This window comes from Bacillus sp. FSL R10-2780 (assembly GCF_038006125.1).
Taxonomy (GTDB): domain Bacteria; phylum Bacillota; class Bacilli; order Bacillales; family Bacillaceae_G; genus Bacillus_A; species Bacillus_A cereus_U.
In genome coordinates this window covers 217569-235365 of record NZ_JBBOUQ010000001.1, presented here as the reverse complement: position 1 = coordinate 235365, position 17797 = coordinate 217569, and the positions used below count along the sequence as shown (strand labels likewise).

Sequence of the window (17797 nt, the reverse complement as noted above, 5' to 3'; positions counted from 1 at the left end):
AAATAAGGGGAGGACATTTAAAATGATCGAAATTAAAGTACCTGAGCTTGCAGAATCTATTTCAGAAGGAACTATTTCACAATGGCTTATCAACGTAGGCGACAAAGTTGAGAAAGGTGGCAGCGTTGTTGAGCTTGAGACTGACAAAGTCAATGTAGAAATCATTGCAGAAGATTCAGGTATTGTATCGAAGTTACTAGGCGAACCTGGAGATACAGTTGAAGTTGGCGCTACTATCGCAATTTTAGACGCAAACGGCGCAGCAGTTGCAGTAAGTACACCTGCTCCAGCTAATGAGCAACCAAAACAAGAAACTACTGAAGCACCGAAAGCAGCAGCTACAAGTGCTGAACAAAATAAAGCATTGCAAGGTTTACCAAATACAAATCGTCCTATCGCATCACCAGCTGCTCGCAAAATGGCTCGTGAATTAGGAATCGACTTAAACGACGTACGTAGTACAGATCTACTTGGACGTGTGAGACCACATGATGTACAAGCTCACGCTGCAGCTCCAAAAGAAACACCAGCTGCTCCAAAACAAAGTCCGGCTCCAGTTGCAAAAACTGAATTCGAAAAACCAGTTGAGCGTGTGAAAATGTCCCGCCGCCGTCAAACAATTGCAAAACGTCTTGTAGAAGTTCAACAAACATCTGCAATGTTAACTACATTTAACGAAGTTGATATGAGTGCAATCATGGAATTACGTAAAGAACGCAAAGATGCTTTCGAGAAAAAACATGATGTACGTCTTGGCTTTATGTCATTCTTCACAAAAGCAGTTGTTGCAGCATTAAAACAATTCCCATTATTAAATGCTGAAATTCAAGGCGACGAGCTTATCATTAAAAAATTCTATGATATCGGTATTGCAGTAGCAGCTCCAGATGGATTAGTTGTTCCAGTTGTACGCGATGCTAACCAATTGAACTTCGCTGAAATTGAAAGCGAGATTCGTAATTTAGGTCTGAAAGCACGCGATAATAAACTTTCATTAAAAGAGCTACAAGGTGGTACATTTACGATTACAAACGGTGGTGTATTCGGTTCTCTAATGTCTACACCAATCCTAAATAGCCCACAAGTAGGTATTCTAGGAATGCATAAAATCCAAGTACGTCCAGTTGCGATCGATAACGAGCGTATGGAAAACCGTCCGATGATGTACCTTGCACTATCTTACGATCACCGTATTGTTGATGGTAAAGAAGCAGTTAGCTTCCTTGTTGCTGTTAAAGATATGCTTGAAGATCCAAAATCATTATTATTAGAAGGTTGATAGATTATTAATCTATTAAAGGCTGTAGAATGAAACATTCTACAGCCTTTTTTTATTGTATTCATACGGGACAAATCACACCACATAGACTAATAATGTATGCCTAAAGCGTAAGGGGGATAAAAATGAATAACCTTCCAGCTCATGCAAAGCTTAAAGCAAATAAGGATACTTTCTTCCTCCCCGATTCAAACGGGGGTGTTTACTTTCGAAATAACTCCAGTTCATTCCGTATGGATGGTGATGGAATTTATGACTGGATTGAGAAATTAATGCCTATGTTTAACGGTAATCATTCTTTGACAGAAATAACCGATGGTCTCCCTCTCCCCTATCAAAATCGAGTATTTGAAATTGGAGAGATTTTATATGAAAATGGTTTCGTTCGTGATGTAAGCCAAGATGCTCCCCACGAATTAAACAGTGCATTACTCGACAGATACGCTTCGCAAATTGAGTTTTTAGAAGCTGATTCCCATTCAGGCGCTTTAAAATTCGAAACGTACCGCGCAGCAAATGTGCTTATAATTGGTTCTGGCGATATGCTTACTTCCCTAGTTTCTTCTTTATTAGAATCTGGTTTACCTACATTTCATTATCTTGTTACAGATCGCGCTGAAACAAACTACGATCGAATTCATGAACTAAGCGAACGTGCATATGCAAATGATGACAATGTACTTATTCAAGAAATAGATATTGCAATTGATCGCCCTTTGCATGAAGTATTCGAGCCTTTCGACTGGATTTTATACGTTTCCCAAAATGGAGATATTGAAAGTTTAAGAGCAATCCATACTATTTGTAGAGAGTTTAGGAAAAATTTCATACCAGCTATTTGCTTATCAAGAATTGGTTTAGCTGGACCCGTCGTAACCGCAGACCGTGAAGAATGCTGGGAATCAGCTTGGCATCGTCTACACGAAACTACTTTACAAAGTGAAAATCCACCTGAACCTTTCTCACCAATTGCATCTGCAATGTTAGCAAATGTTATCGTTTTTGAGTTATTTAAACATGTCGCTGAAGGTTCACACAGGCAGCATAATCCTCAATTCTTTTTATTAAACTTGGAAACACTTGAAGGGAAGTGGCACCCTTTCGTAAAACATCTTCTCGCAACCGATGAAATTTTTACAATTGACACAGTGCAAAATCTTCAAGAAAACCTTGCCCATCGTTCCGGACAATATACTTCAACTGAACTTTTTCGTTTTTTTGATACGTTAACTTCTAAAGAAGCTGGCATATTCCACATGTGGGATGAACAAGATTTACACCAATTGCCTTTATCACAGTGCTATATTCAAGTTGCAAACCCATTATCAGATGGACCTACCTCTCCCCTTCCTACTATAACTTGCGGTGGATTAACTCATAATGAAGCACGCCGCGAAGCTGGTTTAACAGGAGTTGAAACATATGTAGCTGAAATGATTCATCGTCTTATCCCCGAACATACTGATATCGGTATTGGTGCTGGGGAAACGATGACAGAAGGTGTATACCGAGCACTACAAAAACATTTAAATAATAAGTTATGTGAACGCCAATCACATATGCTAGAAGAGATTACAGAGCTTGATTTAACCGAAATTCATGATAAACATTGTAGGTTTTATTACGATGCTCTCTCTGCAATTCATGAAATACCTAAAGTAGGAATGAGTGAGGAATTACTTGGTTTTCCTGTCGTTTGGATCGGTATTAATGATAGATGGTATGGTGCGGCAAATATTAATATAACACTCGCGTTAAGAAATGCCCTGCAACAAGCACTCCTTCATATTCAAAATGAAGAGATTCCTTATAAAGCTAATATGTTACCGGAATCATCCATTGTTTTATATAGTACGGATTCTGTTAGAGTAGCAATACAAGAAGAGGAAGAAATTCCAGGCGTACAGTCTTTACAAGTTGCCTTGCAAAATTTAGCGGAAAACAATTTTTATCCATTCGTTTTTGATTTAGCTATTGAGTCATTTTTAAGAGATAACTTAGACGGTGTATATGGGGTATTAATTGCAAAGGAGGATGACCAATGACTCAAAACATATTACTTATAGGAGATGGCCTACTCACAGACTATGTACATGAGCAATTGTGTAAGCAATATTCACTCATCCGCCAGCATACAATTACAGAAGCTCTTCCTGAAAACATTCATCTTGCTCTCGTCTTACATGACGGGTCTCCTTCTTCCGTACACCATGATGCTGAGCTTATCTTTCGCTCAAATCATATTCCATGGCTTCGCGCATTTACTTCGTTTGGTGAAGGTATTATCGGTCCTTACGTGAAGCCTCTTACAACTGGATGTTCCCACTGCGCTGATGGACGCCGGTTTATAGCTGGATTTGATCAAAAAGAAATGTGGGAACTACAACGGAAATATGCGTTAAAAGCAGATAACGTGACGAGGCGTGATGTACGCGCCACCCAAAATGGAATGTTACAAATGTGCCAGCTCATTCATGCTGAAACAGAAAAGATATTAACTAACAAACATTCTTCTATAAACAATGAACTCATTTTACTGGACTTACAAACGTTACAATGTACCCGGCATTCGTTTCTTCCAGACCCTCTCTGTCCGGTATGTAGCAATTTGTCTGATGATACAGCGGATGCAGCAGAACTTTCTTTACAACCGAGTTTAAAAACGAGCAACGAAGCGTATCGCTGCCGTTCGATTCATGAGCTAAACACATTTTTAACGAGAGACTATTTAGATTACCGGACTGGTATTTTAAACGGAAAAATGCAACATTCTTTATTACCGTTTGCTGATGTTATTATAAACATGCCGTTACTGTTTGGAAATGAAGGTGTCGCGGGCCGGACTCAGTCATTCGCACTTAGTGAAGCAACCGCTATTTTAGAAGGATTAGAACGCTATTGCGGTATGTCGCCTCGTGGAAAAAAAACAAATGTACATGGCAGTTTTCGTGAGCTAGAAGATATTGCACTGAATCCCCTCACACTTGGTGTACATACAAATGGACACTATAATCGTGATACCTTTCCGTTTAAACCGTTTGATCCTGATTATGAGCAAAACTGGGTATGGGGATATTCTTTATTACAAAACCGACCACTTCTAGTTCCAGAATCAATCGCTTATTATAGCCTTGGTCATAGAGATGCTTTCGTATATGAAACATCAAATGGATGTGCCATTGGCGGTAGTTTAGAAGAGGCAATTTTTCATGGCATTTTAGAAATTGTAGAACGTGATGCCTTCTTACTCACTTGGTATGCCGAATTACCTCTTCCCCGCCTTGATCTCAGTTCAGCAAATGATACAGAATTACAATTAATGATCCAGCGGTTACACACGATTACCGGGTATGAATTACATGCTTTTAATGCAACGATGGAACACGGTATCCCGAGCCTATGGGTCATTGCAAAAAATACGCGTGAAAATGGAATGAACGTTGTTTGTGCAGGAGGCTCTCATTTAGACCCAATCCGCGCTCTAAAGAGTGCAATTCACGAAATAGCAGGCATGTTACTTATAGCAGACGAAGAGCTCGATCAAAAAAGAGAGTATTACGAAAACTGCTTACAAGATCCCTACCTCGTTAATAAAATGGAAGATCATAGTATGCTGTACGGATTGAAAGAAGCGGAAGAACGTCTTCACTTCCTTTTACGTGAAGATGCTCCGGTGCAAACGTTCCAAGAAATGAATGTATTACAATCATTTGATATGGATTTAACATCTGATCTTCATCAACTTTTAAACCGGCTACATCAATCTAGACTTGAAGTAATCGTTGTAGATCAAACGGTCCGCCTTATAGAAAAGAACGGCTTACATTGTGTAAAAGTCATTATTCCAGGCATGTTACCGATGACGTTCGGTCACCATCTCACTCGGGTTACAGGACTGGATAGAGTCTATACCGTACCGATGACACTTGGATATAGAGCTGAGCCTTTAACGAATGAAAAGTTAAATCCACACCCGCATCCGTTTCCATAATTCATAGCGAGGGGGAAATTTGATGCAACTGGATACTTTTTTACATCATCTCCATTTTTCTATTAATGAAATTATGTCGTCTGATAAAGAGATTGATTGGGAAGACGCACCACTTCCTTATAAATTATATCGAAATTTACCAGTCATCCCTCTCTCTTTAGAAATCCCATTAACTTTGCGGAGTTCTTCTACTAAACCTAACTTAGAGGAAATCGGTCATTATCTTTGGTACTCATTTGGTTTAACACAATTCTGTCAGCCTACTACTAACCTAGAAAATAATAAAACAACGACTCTATTTCGAAGATTCATCCCTTCTGGAGGCGCTTTATATCCAAATGAATTATATATGTATTTAAAAATTGATCATTATCCAGACGGCATTTACCATTACGACGCCGCTCATCATCGTCTCATCTTACTTCGCGAAGGAAATTTCGATTCTTATCTTACAGAAGCACTCGGCAATCGTTGCAACATACATTCTTGTTTTGGTGCTGCATTCGTATCCACTATGTTTTGGAAAAACTTCTTTAAATACAATAACTTTTCGTATCGTCTGCAAGGATTAGATAGCGGTGTGCTCATCGGTCAATTACTTGAATGTGCAAAACAATTCGGTTATACAAATGGTGTATATTTTCAGTTTCTAGACCGGGCAATGAATCATTTACTTGGACTGTCTGAAGGTGAAGAAAGTGTGTATGCTGTTATTCCTTTAAGTACAGAACCGAATACAGATTGGTTTCACAACGATCATCGTGAAAATAAAACAGTTACTTCTCATAACTTACTGCAGCAAATCCCGCCGTTAACACATGAGCATTTCGTTCGCTCAAAACATGTAGATGACTATCCGATGATAAAAAAAATAAACGCGGCATCTATGATTGAATCGACAGAACACTTCCAAACATTTACCTGTGAAGAACGACAACAATATAGTCCACATGCTGTAAAGCTACCTAAAGTGGAACGTTTATCATATGATTTTTTACAACTTTGTAAAAAACGATATTCACCTGATTCTGACTTTATTTTAACGAAATGGGATGCAGCCGAGCTCGCTACTCTACTCCAAGCAGCGAGCCTCTCCTTCCCTTATTACAACGATCTTGATGGAAATTCTTTAAATGAAAGCGCACGAGTCTCATTATATGGATGTTTTTATAACGTAAAAGACATAGAAAACGGCGCTTACGCTTATAACAGTAGGACACATTCCATACAGCCAATTCGGTACGGAGACCTTCGTTATCCGCTTCAATCTAGTATGACGATGGATAACGTGAATCTTTTTCAAGTACCACTTTGTCTACATGTAATCGGAAATAAAGATTACTATAAAAATAAATTAGGCTATAGAGGATATCGCATTCATCAAATGGAAGCTGGCATGCTCGTTCATAAACTCGTTTTAGCTGCGACCGCTATGGGGATGGGCGGGCATCCGTTACTAAGTTTTGATACAAATTCATGCGATCAATTGTACGGGATTGATGCCGGAAATGAAACTTCACTCATCCAAATTCCGGTTGGGGCGTATCGAGCGCGGAATTGGCTAAAAGGGTCCTTGCATAATTAGAAGCACGCCGGTAGACGGCGTGCTTTTTTTAGAGGTGTTAAATTATTAAAAGCGAAATAAGTATATATTCTTACATAAAAGGAGCGTTTAAATTGGGCATTTTACAACGTTTAATCAAACAAGCGAAAAATCCTCGCGGGACAATTGGTTCCTCTATGCTTTGCATTATGAATGCTGCGCATACGAGACTAACAAATTGGGCTTTACAAAAAATACATATACGTGAAGATGCAGTTATTTTAGATATTGGTTGTGGGGGTGGTAAAACCATACAGACTCTTTCAAAACGAACTCCGCTTGGGAAAATATACGGGATCGACTACTCCAATCAAGCTGTTGAAAACTCAAAGAAAGCAAATATGAAGGATGTCAAAGCAGCGAAAGTAATTATTCATCAAGCAAGCATCTCCTCTATTCCATATCATCCGGACTTCTTTGATCTCATTACCGCTTTTCAAACCCACTACTTTTGGCCTGATGTTGGGAATGATATGAAAGAAGTATTTCGCGTCTTAAAACCGAACGGATCCTTTTTACTAGTCGCTGAAACTTTCAAAATTCAATATCATATGGATAAATTTAAGACGACCGAAGAATTAGTAAACCTTTTTTATAAGACGGGATTTACAAGCGTGAAATGTTACGAAGAAAGAGGGTGCCTTTGCGTAATAGGAAATAAGTAAAAAAGCAGACCATTAGGGGTCTGCTTTTTACTAGATTAATTTAAAAATACTCTTAATTTGTCTTGCAAATAACCAATTTTTCGTGCCGTAGTTATCATTCAGACTATCTAAACTGATAGATTTTCCGTTAGCAAACTTTAATTCTAACGTTGTATTTTTATCATTTGTTTTTAAGTTACTATTTGTAATATCATCATACTTTAATTTTCCAATCTCAATATACTCTTCCTTCTCTTCTCCGATAACGACGTGATCTTGGAAGAAGAACAATACTTCTACTTTCTTACCGAAACAAAATACGTTTTTCGTATAAATTAATGTCGCGTTATCAAGTCCGACACAGACTTCTTTCATCTCTTCAACAACGTTTCCTAAGTCTTCTTCGTTTCTTGCATTTGATTCAGCAATCCATTCTTCGATTGTATTCATGTTAATTGCCATACTGTGCCCCCTGGTTCGTTCATTGCTTTATTAAAAAATAAATACTATATGACAATATAAGCGATACGTACTATGTTTTCAAGGGTGAACGGTATATTCGAAATAAAGTTAAATTTCAAAGTAATATATCAGGGGCACCTATTTCATTATATTTTAAACGTCTGAACGAGGCATTCTTCACCATCAATTAGCTGTTTTCGTTCATCAAATTCAATGTTTAGCTCTCTATATACTTTCTTCCAAAACGTAACAGCTGGTACGTTTTTTATAAGTTCGATAACGAAATACTGTCCTCGTTTCTCTTCTAGTAAATTCTCAATAACTTGTTTGCCGATTCCTTTTCCCTTGTATTGATTCAATATGAAAATATCATTAATGCCAAAGTCGTTTTCTTTCTTCAAAAATGGACGTTCCAGTAGTAATAAGAACCCTACAATACTATGATCCATTTTTATAAAACACGGTGTGATTCCATCATTTTTCCAAAGCATGTGCAAATCTTCATATTCAAAAAACCCGTCCGCTCCAATCTTTATGTTAACAGTAAATTTAGAAAGGTCATGAAGATATAATGCATATAAATTACGTAATATTTCTTTTTCTGATTCTTGAACTCTTTGAAGTGCTACAACCATTTAAAATAATCCCCTCCCCTATATGTAACTATTCCCCAGCCCTTTTATTCGACAAAAATTATGATTCCCCTTTAACGAAAAAAATAGCACTTAAAAAGTGCTATTCCGCTCGCCTTGCTGCTTGTTGAATTGGATCCCAAACGCTGTTATATGGTGGTGCGTAACTTAAATCAACATCTTCTAAATCGTGAATGCTCATTTTATTGAAAAGTGCCATTGCGATAACATCAATACGTTTATCTACACCTTCTTCTCCAATTACTTGTCCGCCTAATAATTGTTTCGTATCGGCGTGATATAGTAATTTCAAGTGAAGTGGCGAAGCACTCGGGTAATAGCCCGCCATATTTGTTGAATCTACTTTGACCGTCTTATACGGGATGTTTAGCCCTTTCGCTTCTTTTTCATTTAAGCCTGTTCTTGCAAGCGTCAGATTCATAAATTTAATAATGCCTGTACCTAACGTACCTTTAAACGCTCTTCGTTTATCAACCATATTGAGTCCAGCAAGTCGCCCTTGTTTATTTGCGGTCGTTCCAAGCGGGATATGGTCATGCATTTCCTTTATTACATGGTAATGCGTTGCACAATCCCCTGCTGCATATACGTCTTGTACATTCGTTTGCATATAAGCATTTACTTCAATTGCACCTTTAGGATTTTTACGTATATTTGTCCCTTCAAGAAAATCAGTATTTGACTGTACACCGACAGATACTAAAACGAGATCTGTTTTATACGTACCTTTATCTGTTTCAATTTGTTCGACTCTTTCTTTTCCTTTAAAAGCTTTTACATTTTCATTTGTTAAAATTTCAATACTATGTTTATCTGCTTCTTTATGTATGTATTCCGCCATATCGGCATCATAAATTGTGCCAATGTGATCGTTTCGCTCAATCATTCTTACTTTCTTACCAAGTTCGACGAATGTTTCTGCCATCTCTAGACCAATCGCACCACCGCCAATAATCGTTACGTGCTCAACGCTATTTGTTTGTAATGTGTCTACTATACGCTCAGCATCCGGAATTGTTTTTAAAAGATGAACACCTTGTAAATCTTTACCTTCCCAATCCGGCATAACAGGGCGTACACCAGTCGCAATTAATAAACGGTCATATGAAAATTCAAATACATCTTTCGTCTTCGTATGTACTGCATATACAATTTTCTTTTCTGTATCTACTTTCGTTACTTCATGACGCACTTTCGCATCAATTCCATATTTATCACGAAACGTTTTTACATCGCGTGCAATTAACTTTTCAGTAGAGGCGATAACACCACTAATCACATACGGTAATCCGCACTGAGCGTATGAATAGATTTCACCTTTTTCTAACGTTACAACATTTGCAGTTTCATCGTTTCTAACAATTTGCATTGCTGCACTCATACCTGCTGCATCTCCGCCAATAATGACATAGTTCACTTTACCACTCCTTCTTTTTTACATACTCTTTACGATTTCCATATTTTATAGAAATAACACCTACTTCCATTGTAAAGAAAGAGAATTCCATCTACAAATTTGATGCACAAACCTATGCATGAATAGGTATCCGTCGTGTCTTATAAACAAGATGTTTAATATGCTATAACAGTTACTATTGAAAGTAGGTGAAATATACATGTGCGCCGGCCTTCTCGCCCAGCTTCCAGAAGAACCGAAAGAACCGAAAGCCGCCTTGCCACTTGACCAAGAATTTTCCATTAACGCAACACTTTATAGTGCTCGTGCTTGGTTATCTAATGATGAGACTTTCGCACAAACTATTTGGAAAGGCTCTCGCTTCGCTTCAGCATCACACGCTGGCAAGTCCATCTTACCAATTGGTACTGTTAAAATTGTAAACTTATCTGATGATACAATAACAGTTACTGCATCATCAGAATCAGATGATGCCCTCAAAATAGTCGTACCGCCTCATTCTGAAGGTGTTTTAACGTCCAGTTCTTTATCTGATGTGCAAGCTAGTACATCAGGAGGAGCAAGTAAAGTCACATTCCTCTTTCACATCTTTTTCTCAAGGGATCCTGGTCCAGCTAAATAATCATAAAAGGGTACAGTTATGCACTGTACCTTTTATCATGCACCCTATTCTCTTGATTGGATCAGTTCAACATTATAAGATTCCACACTCGTTAACGCTCCCGTAAAATGCGGATTTTCTCTATACCAAGACTGTTTTGAAAAATACGCTTGCATATCTTTCGTTTGAAAAATATGTCCATGCCTTGCGTATATTTCATTTCTAGCAATTTTCAACTGTTCTTTCGTTAAATATGTTAAGTCCGCACTCGTTAATTTTCGAATATCACTATCAGGGAAGATGAAACCATTATATACATACCCCGTCGTAGGCGGCGGAGTAACATTGTAAACAACTGTTTTTTCTACACTTTTCTTTTGAAACGGAAGATTATAAGCCGAAAGTGCTGTTACCGTTTCTACTTTCGTCGTTTCCCTTCCGCTTTCTCCATTTCGTTCTAAATAAATCGCCGCACTTCCATCAGTCGCTATCGGTCCCCACGTAATTTCTTCTCCGGTCAACGCTGTAACTGGCTTTTGATTCACGTATAATGTCGCACCAGGCGCATTCGTTTGAACTGTAATATATTGCCCTTGTAACGTTAAGTCTATCGTTACATTATTTTGACTTTGTTTCATAAGTACAACCTTTTCCTCACGTAATAGTTTTACATAGTCATTTTTATATTCTGCTTGAAATACTTGAGTTCCTGGAAGAAACGGTCCATATTGCTTGTCAAACTTTTTATCATTTGTTTTATCAATTTCTTTTCCGTTCAATTTTAAAGATGTACCTTTTTCATTTGTAAGCAGAGTCGTATAATACGTCTTCGCTTTCAATTTATACCGATCAAATAAAACGAAATACTTCCCGTCTTTCGTTAAAGAAAAATCTGCTCTTTCTATTCCATCCCCTTGTTTTTCACCTTGCCTCAAATATTCTTTCAATTCATTCACGTAAGATGGATTTTCTTTTATATATGAAAATAGAGGCGTTACACTCTCTCTCGTTACAATAACCGATGGATCATCTGCCGTGATGACCTCAGCTAATTTCTCCCCGTCCCGCTCTTGTAAAACAGTAATAATTCTCTCTACTTGTGATGACTGTGAGTAATATGAAGATCCATACGCATATAATCCGCCCAATACTATAATAAAAAATGTTAAAAGTGTAATTCCAATTATTGTCCCTTTGCTCATTTTCTGCTTCTTTACTACAGGATTTCCCCTCTTCGTCCCGCAATTTTGACAAAATTGCACACCGTCTTCAAAATGAGTCCCGCACTTTGTGCATACATTCATCCGTTCAACCACCTTTTCGTTAGAAGCCAGTTAATCCCCCAGTAAAGGTTTGAATTATCGTGTTAATGTAAGACCAAAACACAATAAACGTTGCAATTCCGATTAAAACATTTGCGATAATAAGTGTGTAAACAGGATCTAATCCGCCGTTGTCTAGTTTTAATATAGCTACAATTATACTAATTACCATATACGTTGTAGCTATCCATAGTAATATTGGTAAGAAAAAGATTAATAAGAAACTAAAAAGAAAAGAAAGAACTAGTATAGCAATAGCTGGCGTCGCTATCGTCCCCCATATGCCGAATGCTTCAAGAAAAGAAAAAGATGATTTCATCATCTTACCACTTACAAAAATAATAAATCCGACAAATAAAGTTAAAATTAATAAAAAGAAAAAGACCATTACAGATTCTCCAAAGAAAGTAGGAGTAGATACATCTGGCACTAATGTCCTCGTAACAGTCGCCGCTGTGCTCATCATTCTATAAAAAATACATGCTCCTAAAAAGCAAATAAGCACAAGACTTACAATTCCATTTCGCACTTCAATATTTCCACTTTCCATAATGGCCGATGGTGATTTAAAAGCATTTTTAAAGAACTGAAAATAGCCACTTGCAAATTGTTTCGCCTGCTCTACCGTTTCATTTGGACGAGTTTCCTTTACTTGTGCCGCGCTCGATAGTTGCCCTTCTTCCTGCACACCACTTACTACTACTTCTTCCGATAACGAATGTCCACAATTCCCGCAAAACTTTGCTTCCGCTGCATTTTCTGTTTGACACGCCGTACATTTCATTCTCTCATCCCTCCTTAAGCATATACCTTATAGGGTGTTACAAATTCAATATATGACTTTGTACATAAAACATGACTACAAGAAAAAGAATATGAAATCCTTCTTTTAAACGAAACTATGCGTGCTAGTAATATAGAAAAATAATGTTATTATGAAACAGAGCAACTAACATTTTTAACAGATTGGATGAAGACAGTGGAATTTGTAAACTCGATTTTTCAAACACTCCTTACAAGCGTGATCCAATTATTTTCTTTAATTGGTGTCATCATTGTAATTGGATTTATATTAGGTTATTTAGAATCTCTCACACGAACGTATTGGTCGAGAGCTTTCGGAAGGAAAGGCTTTCTTTTGACTGCATGGATCGGTGTCCCTATTCATGAGCTTGGACATGCAATTATGTGTCTATTATTTCGTCATAAAATTGTAGCAACGCAGTTCTTCCCAACAGATACAAGTCAGGGAGCTTTAGGTTACGTACAACATCAATACAATCAAAAAAGCATATATCAACGAATCGGTAATTTCTTTATCGGCATCGGCCCTATTATTTCTGGTATTACTGCCTTAATCCTTTTAATGCGCTATTTCGTACCAGAGTCATATTCTTTATTTAATACGACTCTTGAAACAACAATTGCATCGACTTCTATTAACTTAGACATGATCCAAAACATGTTTTTATCAACATTCTTTTTATTAAAGAGCTTGTTTACAATGAGCAATTTATTAACCCCTTCTTTTTGGTTATTTTTATTTATAGCTATTTGTATTTCCGCACATATTGCTTTAAGTAAACCAGACATTAAAGGATCAATAGACGGTGTTATCGTCATGTTTATCATGTTATTTTTATTCAATATAATTGCAGGACTGTTTCAGTACGACAGTAACCAACTCATCGGAAAAATGATGAAGTATAATATGTATCTCATCGCGTTTTCTAGTGTGGCGCTTCTTTTCTCTTGTATTTCTACACTTGTGAGTTTTGGGTTTTATAAAATAAGAGGAGGACGTTCGTTGTGAACGTCCTCTTCTCTCCTTAAATAATTATTTATCAGCTTTAATAAGTTATTGAATCGGAATAGATGGTCCAATTTTTTTGTTTTCTTTCCCCGAATACGGTACAAGTGAATATTTTCCCACCGCTACATTTATTCCATCAAATCTACTAAAAGAAATACCGCCATCTTCATTCGATATAACCACCTCTTTAAATGTATGTGCTTCCCCAGATTCTGATTCGATTTTAAAATAAATATCTTCATTTGTACTTTGTGTCACATCATAATAAATCGTTGTGGAAATCGGCGTAGAAACTACTTTGTTAACAGTTACTTTATTGCCATCGTATAAAGCAATTGTTTCATTTAAATCAAACGTCCGCTTCTCTTTCATCAACTGAGCTTGTGATACTTCAATAGCAAATATCCATGGTTGCTCAATTACAGTATCCCTGTTGAATGTATCATAAGTAATTTCGATTTGAAGTTCATCAGTTTGTGGCATTTCACTTAACTCGATACCACCGTAAATTGTAAACATAGAATCATTTACTTCAATTGATTGTGCATCCTTTGTATTAGAAAAGTCACGCCCATTTATTCGTACCTGTGGAATTAAATATGTTTGATAATCAAATTTCACACCCTTCGCTGGCTCAAATGTTGAACTGATGAATAATTTATTGTCATCCACTAATACCTCATTTAACGTCAGTTTACCGTATTTATTTTCAGCAGTTTTCCCAATAGCCGTTTTATAGGGAGAATAGTCAAGTGGTTGCTGTTTATCAATATATTTTTCAATCAATCCCGCAATAAATGGCATATTTGCTAAAGATGTTTTTCCAAGTGGCACTGTAATACTGACAATTAACATGCAAGCTGCTGCGACTCCGAACCATTTTTTTGTTTTTTTATTTTTGCGTAGCTTATTTTTCACACGTTTTTCCCACTGCTTTTCCTCTATTTTGGTTAGGGGAGTCTCCTCAAACTCTGTGATGTCCAACTGAATATCATTTAACTCTTTATAAATAGACATGCCCTCACACTCCATTTTTAAAAATAAAAATCTGTTTGAGCTTTTTTCGTCCGCGTGACAGTTTGTTATGAATCCATGACTCTTTCACATTAAGGTGGGATGCAATTTCACGAGACGGTACACCTTCTAAATAATACTTTTCAAAAATGTTACGCTCTGTTGCTGACAACTCACTAAGCAATTCCTGTACGTCTAAGAAGTCATTTTGTTTTCTTTGTTCTTGATACAGACGATCATTAATCTCTGTACAGACAGTTTGTTGCTGATTTCTCGCATTTTTCCGCTGATAATCAATTGCCCGATATTTAGCAATGGCTGCTATCCATTGTTTAAACGTATTTTTACTTGAATCAAATGAATCGATATGAAACCAAATGGCTAATAATACATCATCTAAGCATTCTTCATAATCTTGCTGATTACTCTGTACATATCTTTTAATAATCACGCTTAGTAAACCGCCGTATGTTTGAATAATAAACGTAACGCTTTTCTCATTACGCTTTTTAATTTGTTGCACAACATTTTCTTCCGTTATCTTCAAAGGTAGACCTCCTTGTCCTGCTAATTGGGTACCTACTTTCTAATACGAATAAAAATCAATAACCCTATCACCATTTTTTAATATTACAAACATAATTTCATCACTATATATCTTGTATACAATGAGAAGAGCTAGTCCATTTTGAACTAGCTCTTCTCATCAGTTATTTCTCTTATAATCACAATGCTCAACCGGCACACGAGCATGCCCTTCTTCATCGGTACACCATGACTGTGACTGAAAGGCAAGAAAAATACCAATCCACTCTTCCTTCTTCTCAAAGTGAATCAATATCCCACCGTCTTGCCATTTGCCATCATCACCTTGCCATTTCTCTACATTCCCTTGGTTCATATGAATATCATGTATACCATTTCCAGGTGTAAAGTGGAAATACGAATCCGGAACCTCTTCTTCTGGTCCCCACCTTTCACCAAACGCATAAATAGTCGCTTTTTCTTCTATTGCTCGTTTTATATAACGTTCTATTTTTTCATTTAAATCATTGTCAACTCCTGCTTTTTCAGCAGGTAAAGGAATCATTTGTTTCGAATCAAATAACTTACCTCTTACGTAGTCTAAAGCTACTTTCGGCTCATTGTTTTTTACTTCTGTAAAACCAAACGGTAATGTCGGTAAAATATGAATCGCCTCTGATCGAATATCGTCGCTCGCAAAATATAAAACTTCTGATGGATAACTTTGCGATTTCACGTTAATTGCAATGCGATAATCTATTCCTGCTTCACCTTGTAAATGAACTTGATAATGAGGTGTTTTGCCTTTTCCAATCTTAGATTGTATAACTGTACCTTTTAATACACCGTAGTTTTTTAAGGGCATACCTTTCATCTCCTATTCATTTAGTAGAAGCTTTTCATATTTAAAACATTATCCAGTCATAAAGAAAATCCTCCTATGTTAGGAGGATTTTTAATTTCTCAATATATACCAAAAGAAAACTTCCACTACTACAAGCAACACCGCACCAAAAATCATTAACGTCGTCTTCTTTAGTAGTTCGTTTTCACGATACGGAATATTACATAAATAAGCACCAAGTGTAATCCGTGATGGGCAAGCGATTGTCGCTACTGATGATGCGGTGTTTTGAAGTGTTGTGACGTATTGCCACGGGAGCGCTACGTTTTGTGCTGTTTGCATTTGGAGTTTAATAAACATCGCATTTGATCCTGCATTACTACCTGTTAAAAAGCCGCCAATTCCGCCAATGAATGGAGCAACGAAAACGAAAAAGGTGCCAAATGTTTCACCAGCTGTCTTTGCGAGCAATGAATGCATACCAGATGCCCCCATTAGCTCTGAAATCGCAATAAACATTGTCGTTGTAATTGCGAATGGAATCCATTGTTTTATCGTTTGCGAGAGTGATTGTTTAATAACATTAGATGGAATGCGGAAGAAAATGATTGTAAATAAACAAGTCATGGCGAGCCAAAACCCTGGCGAATATAGTAGCTCTAGTTTGTAAGAATATGATTTTAAATCGAGAACTGCATATGACCTGAGCAAATCATGTAATGCTGGAACGAGGCGAGAAAGTAAAATACAAACCGTTAAAAAAATATAAGGGCTAATAATTTTTATAATCGATACTTCTCTCTCCGTAGCCGCCGCATGTTCTGTTAAAAGGTTTTGCTCACCTTTTCCTTTTAATTTAATGATTAAAAAGCCAAATGAAATTGTAACGATAGAACTTAATATTCCTGCTAGTTCAACACTTACGTATGCGTTAGAAAGATAGATTCCGAGAGAAAATAATAGAAAGAATCCTATCCCTTCCTTCCACTTTTCTATAACTGCCTGAAAGCCACCGACAACGTATAAAGAAAGGATGATAAAGTATGCGAAAATCGGTATGCTTAATAATGCTGTATTTGTACCAAGAATTGTGAGCGGCATGTTGATAAGCTGAGAACCGATAATCGTACCCGTTGCCATCGCGCCCCATGAACTTGCAAGTAAACCGATAAACGAAAGTAGTACAGCTTGAAAAGGTTTGTAACCGAGAGAAAGAAAAATAGGTGCTGCGACCATAAAACCAATTCCGAACCCACTTACTGATTCAATAAGTGGACAAATTCCAAAACACATAAGAAGCATTTGTAATAATCGATCGCGCGTGACTTGTTCTAGAAATCTCGCTACTTGATCGATGTATCCCATTTTGTTCATGAGGTGAAATAAAAAAATACCAAAAAACAAAACGTATCCAACAATAAAACAAATTAACCAACCTTTAATCGTTGCGTGTACAGTTTCACTTATCCCTAACCGAAATGTTGGCGAGAGTAAAACAATTCCGACAGAAACGGCATAAGAGATTAATGAGGCTCTTAATGACGTTTGTTTAAACAAAAATAAACAAATAAAAATCATCATAATCGGGATAAGTGCCAACAATATGGACATGCTATCATCTCTTTTCGT

16 protein-coding genes are annotated in these 17797 nt (G+C 37.0%); 7 read left to right on the top strand and 9 right to left on the bottom strand.

Annotation, left to right across the window (positions count from 1 at the left end):
- Positions 1–22: 22 nt before the first annotated feature.
- The 5 genes from odhB (at position 23) to NSQ47_RS01205 (ending at position 7538) form a co-directional block, all read left to right on the top strand.
- Positions 23–1279: a 2-oxoglutarate dehydrogenase complex dihydrolipoyllysine-residue succinyltransferase gene (odhB, locus tag NSQ47_RS01225; RefSeq protein WP_341035890.1), complete on the top strand. Its 1257-nt coding sequence runs from the start codon at positions 23–25 to the stop codon at positions 1277–1279.
- Between the two features lie 125 nt (positions 1280–1404).
- Positions 1405–3324, top strand: coding sequence for a putative thiazole-containing bacteriocin maturation protein (locus tag NSQ47_RS01220; protein WP_341035889.1), 1920 nt, complete (start codon positions 1405–1407; stop codon positions 3322–3324).
- Positions 3321–5270: a TOMM precursor leader peptide-binding protein gene (locus NSQ47_RS01215; protein ID WP_341035887.1), complete on the top strand. Its 1950-nt coding sequence runs from the start codon at positions 3321–3323 to the stop codon at positions 5268–5270. The genes NSQ47_RS01220 and NSQ47_RS01215 overlap by 4 nt, the downstream gene beginning before the upstream one ends.
- A gap of 22 nt (positions 5271–5292) precedes the next feature.
- A complete protein-coding gene (locus NSQ47_RS01210; protein WP_341035885.1) occupies positions 5293–6855 on the top strand; it encodes a SagB family peptide dehydrogenase in 1563 nt (520 codons plus the stop codon).
- A 92-nt stretch (positions 6856–6947) separates the two neighbouring features.
- Positions 6948–7538 (top strand): class I SAM-dependent methyltransferase, encoded by a 591-nt coding sequence (locus tag NSQ47_RS01205; protein ID WP_341035883.1) that lies wholly within the window; start codon positions 6948–6950, stop codon positions 7536–7538.
- A gap of 30 nt (positions 7539–7568) precedes the next feature.
- Here the strand turns inward: NSQ47_RS01205 and NSQ47_RS01200 are convergent, their stop codons facing one another.
- From NSQ47_RS01200 to NSQ47_RS01190, 3 genes are all read right to left on the bottom strand, one after another.
- Complete coding sequence (locus NSQ47_RS01200; protein WP_128282197.1) at positions 7569–7979, bottom strand: DUF3908 family protein; 411 nt, start codon at positions 7977–7979, stop codon at positions 7569–7571.
- Positions 7980–8125: 146 nt separating this feature from the next.
- Positions 8126–8614, bottom strand: coding sequence for a GNAT family N-acetyltransferase (locus tag NSQ47_RS01195; RefSeq protein WP_002158831.1), 489 nt, complete (start codon positions 8612–8614; stop codon positions 8126–8128).
- A 100-nt stretch (positions 8615–8714) separates the two neighbouring features.
- Positions 8715–10049 carry an FAD-dependent oxidoreductase gene (locus NSQ47_RS01190; RefSeq protein WP_215572554.1) on the bottom strand — a complete coding sequence of 445 codons (1335 nt, stop codon included), beginning with the start codon at positions 10047–10049 and terminating at the stop codon, positions 8715–8717.
- Positions 10050–10248: 199 nt separating this feature from the next.
- Here NSQ47_RS01190 and NSQ47_RS01185 point away from each other — a divergent pair, with 199 nt between their 5' ends.
- Positions 10249–10671, top strand: coding sequence for a hypothetical protein (locus NSQ47_RS01185; RefSeq protein WP_341035878.1), 423 nt, complete (start codon positions 10249–10251; stop codon positions 10669–10671).
- Between the two features lie 44 nt (positions 10672–10715).
- Here NSQ47_RS01185 and NSQ47_RS01180 read toward each other — a convergent pair whose 3' ends face one another.
- Both NSQ47_RS01180 and NSQ47_RS01175 read right to left on the bottom strand, forming a co-directional pair.
- Positions 10716–11954 carry a TcaA 3rd/4th domain-containing protein gene (locus tag NSQ47_RS01180; RefSeq protein ID WP_341035875.1) on the bottom strand — a complete coding sequence of 413 codons (1239 nt, stop codon included), beginning with the start codon at positions 11952–11954 and terminating at the stop codon, positions 10716–10718.
- 19 nt (positions 11955–11973) lie between these two features.
- Positions 11974–12756: a zinc ribbon domain-containing protein gene (locus tag NSQ47_RS01175; protein ID WP_341035874.1), complete on the bottom strand. Its 783-nt coding sequence runs from the start codon at positions 12754–12756 to the stop codon at positions 11974–11976.
- Positions 12757–12951: 195 nt separating this feature from the next.
- On the opposite strand from NSQ47_RS01175, the gene NSQ47_RS01170 reads away from it, so the two are divergent.
- The gene (locus NSQ47_RS01170) at positions 12952–13785 is read left to right on the top strand and encodes a hypothetical protein (RefSeq protein WP_002158837.1); all 834 of its coding nucleotides are present in this window, start codon (positions 12952–12954) and stop codon (positions 13783–13785) included.
- A 45-nt stretch (positions 13786–13830) separates the two neighbouring features.
- On the opposite strand, the gene NSQ47_RS01165 is transcribed toward NSQ47_RS01170, so the two are convergent.
- From NSQ47_RS01165 to NSQ47_RS01150, 4 genes are all read right to left on the bottom strand, one after another.
- The gene (locus NSQ47_RS01165) at positions 13831–14802 is read right to left on the bottom strand and encodes a DUF4179 domain-containing protein (protein ID WP_341035872.1); all 972 of its coding nucleotides are present in this window, start codon (positions 14800–14802) and stop codon (positions 13831–13833) included.
- A gap of 4 nt (positions 14803–14806) precedes the next feature.
- Positions 14807–15346, bottom strand: a complete 540-nt coding sequence (locus NSQ47_RS01160; protein WP_002202739.1) for a sigma-70 family RNA polymerase sigma factor — start codon at positions 15344–15346, stop codon at positions 14807–14809.
- 159 nt (positions 15347–15505) lie between these two features.
- A complete protein-coding gene (locus NSQ47_RS01155) occupies positions 15506–16189 on the bottom strand; it encodes a YukJ family protein (protein ID WP_341035870.1) in 684 nt (227 codons plus the stop codon).
- 90 nt (positions 16190–16279) lie between these two features.
- On the bottom strand, positions 16280–17779 hold the full coding sequence (locus tag NSQ47_RS01150; RefSeq protein ID WP_341035869.1) for an L-lactate permease: 1500 nt from the start codon (positions 17777–17779) through the stop codon (positions 16280–16282).
- Between the last annotated feature and the right edge of the window lie 18 nt (positions 17780–17797).

Excerpts from the sequence above, each read along its gene's own strand:
- odhB (WP_341035890.1), top strand. The coding sequence starts at position 23 with ATGATCGAAATTAAAGTACCTGAGCTTGCAGAATCTATTTCAGAAGGA.
- NSQ47_RS01220 (WP_341035889.1), top strand. The coding sequence starts at position 1,405 with ATGAATAACCTTCCAGCTCATGCAAAGCTTAAAGCAAATAAGGATACT.
- NSQ47_RS01215 (WP_341035887.1), top strand. The coding sequence starts at position 3,321 with ATGACTCAAAACATATTACTTATAGGAGATGGCCTACTCACAGACTAT.
- NSQ47_RS01210 (WP_341035885.1), top strand. The coding sequence starts at position 5,293 with ATGCAACTGGATACTTTTTTACATCATCTCCATTTTTCTATTAATGAA.
- NSQ47_RS01200 (WP_128282197.1), bottom strand. The coding sequence starts at position 7,979 with ATGGCAATTAACATGAATACAATCGAAGAATGGATTGCTGAATCAAAT.
- NSQ47_RS01195 (WP_002158831.1), bottom strand. The coding sequence starts at position 8,614 with ATGGTTGTAGCACTTCAAAGAGTTCAAGAATCAGAAAAAGAAATATTA.
- NSQ47_RS01185 (WP_341035878.1), top strand. The coding sequence starts at position 10,249 with ATGTGCGCCGGCCTTCTCGCCCAGCTTCCAGAAGAACCGAAAGAACCG.
- NSQ47_RS01180 (WP_341035875.1), bottom strand. The coding sequence starts at position 11,954 with ATGAATGTATGCACAAAGTGCGGGACTCATTTTGAAGACGGTGTGCAA.
- NSQ47_RS01175 (WP_341035874.1), bottom strand. The coding sequence starts at position 12,756 with ATGAAATGTACGGCGTGTCAAACAGAAAATGCAGCGGAAGCAAAGTTT.
- NSQ47_RS01165 (WP_341035872.1), bottom strand. The coding sequence starts at position 14,802 with ATGTCTATTTATAAAGAGTTAAATGATATTCAGTTGGACATCACAGAG.
- NSQ47_RS01155 (WP_341035870.1), bottom strand. The coding sequence starts at position 16,189 with ATGCCCTTAAAAAACTACGGTGTATTAAAAGGTACAGTTATACAATCT.
- NSQ47_RS01150 (WP_341035869.1), bottom strand. The coding sequence starts at position 17,779 with ATGTCCATATTGTTGGCACTTATCCCGATTATGATGATTTTTATTTGT.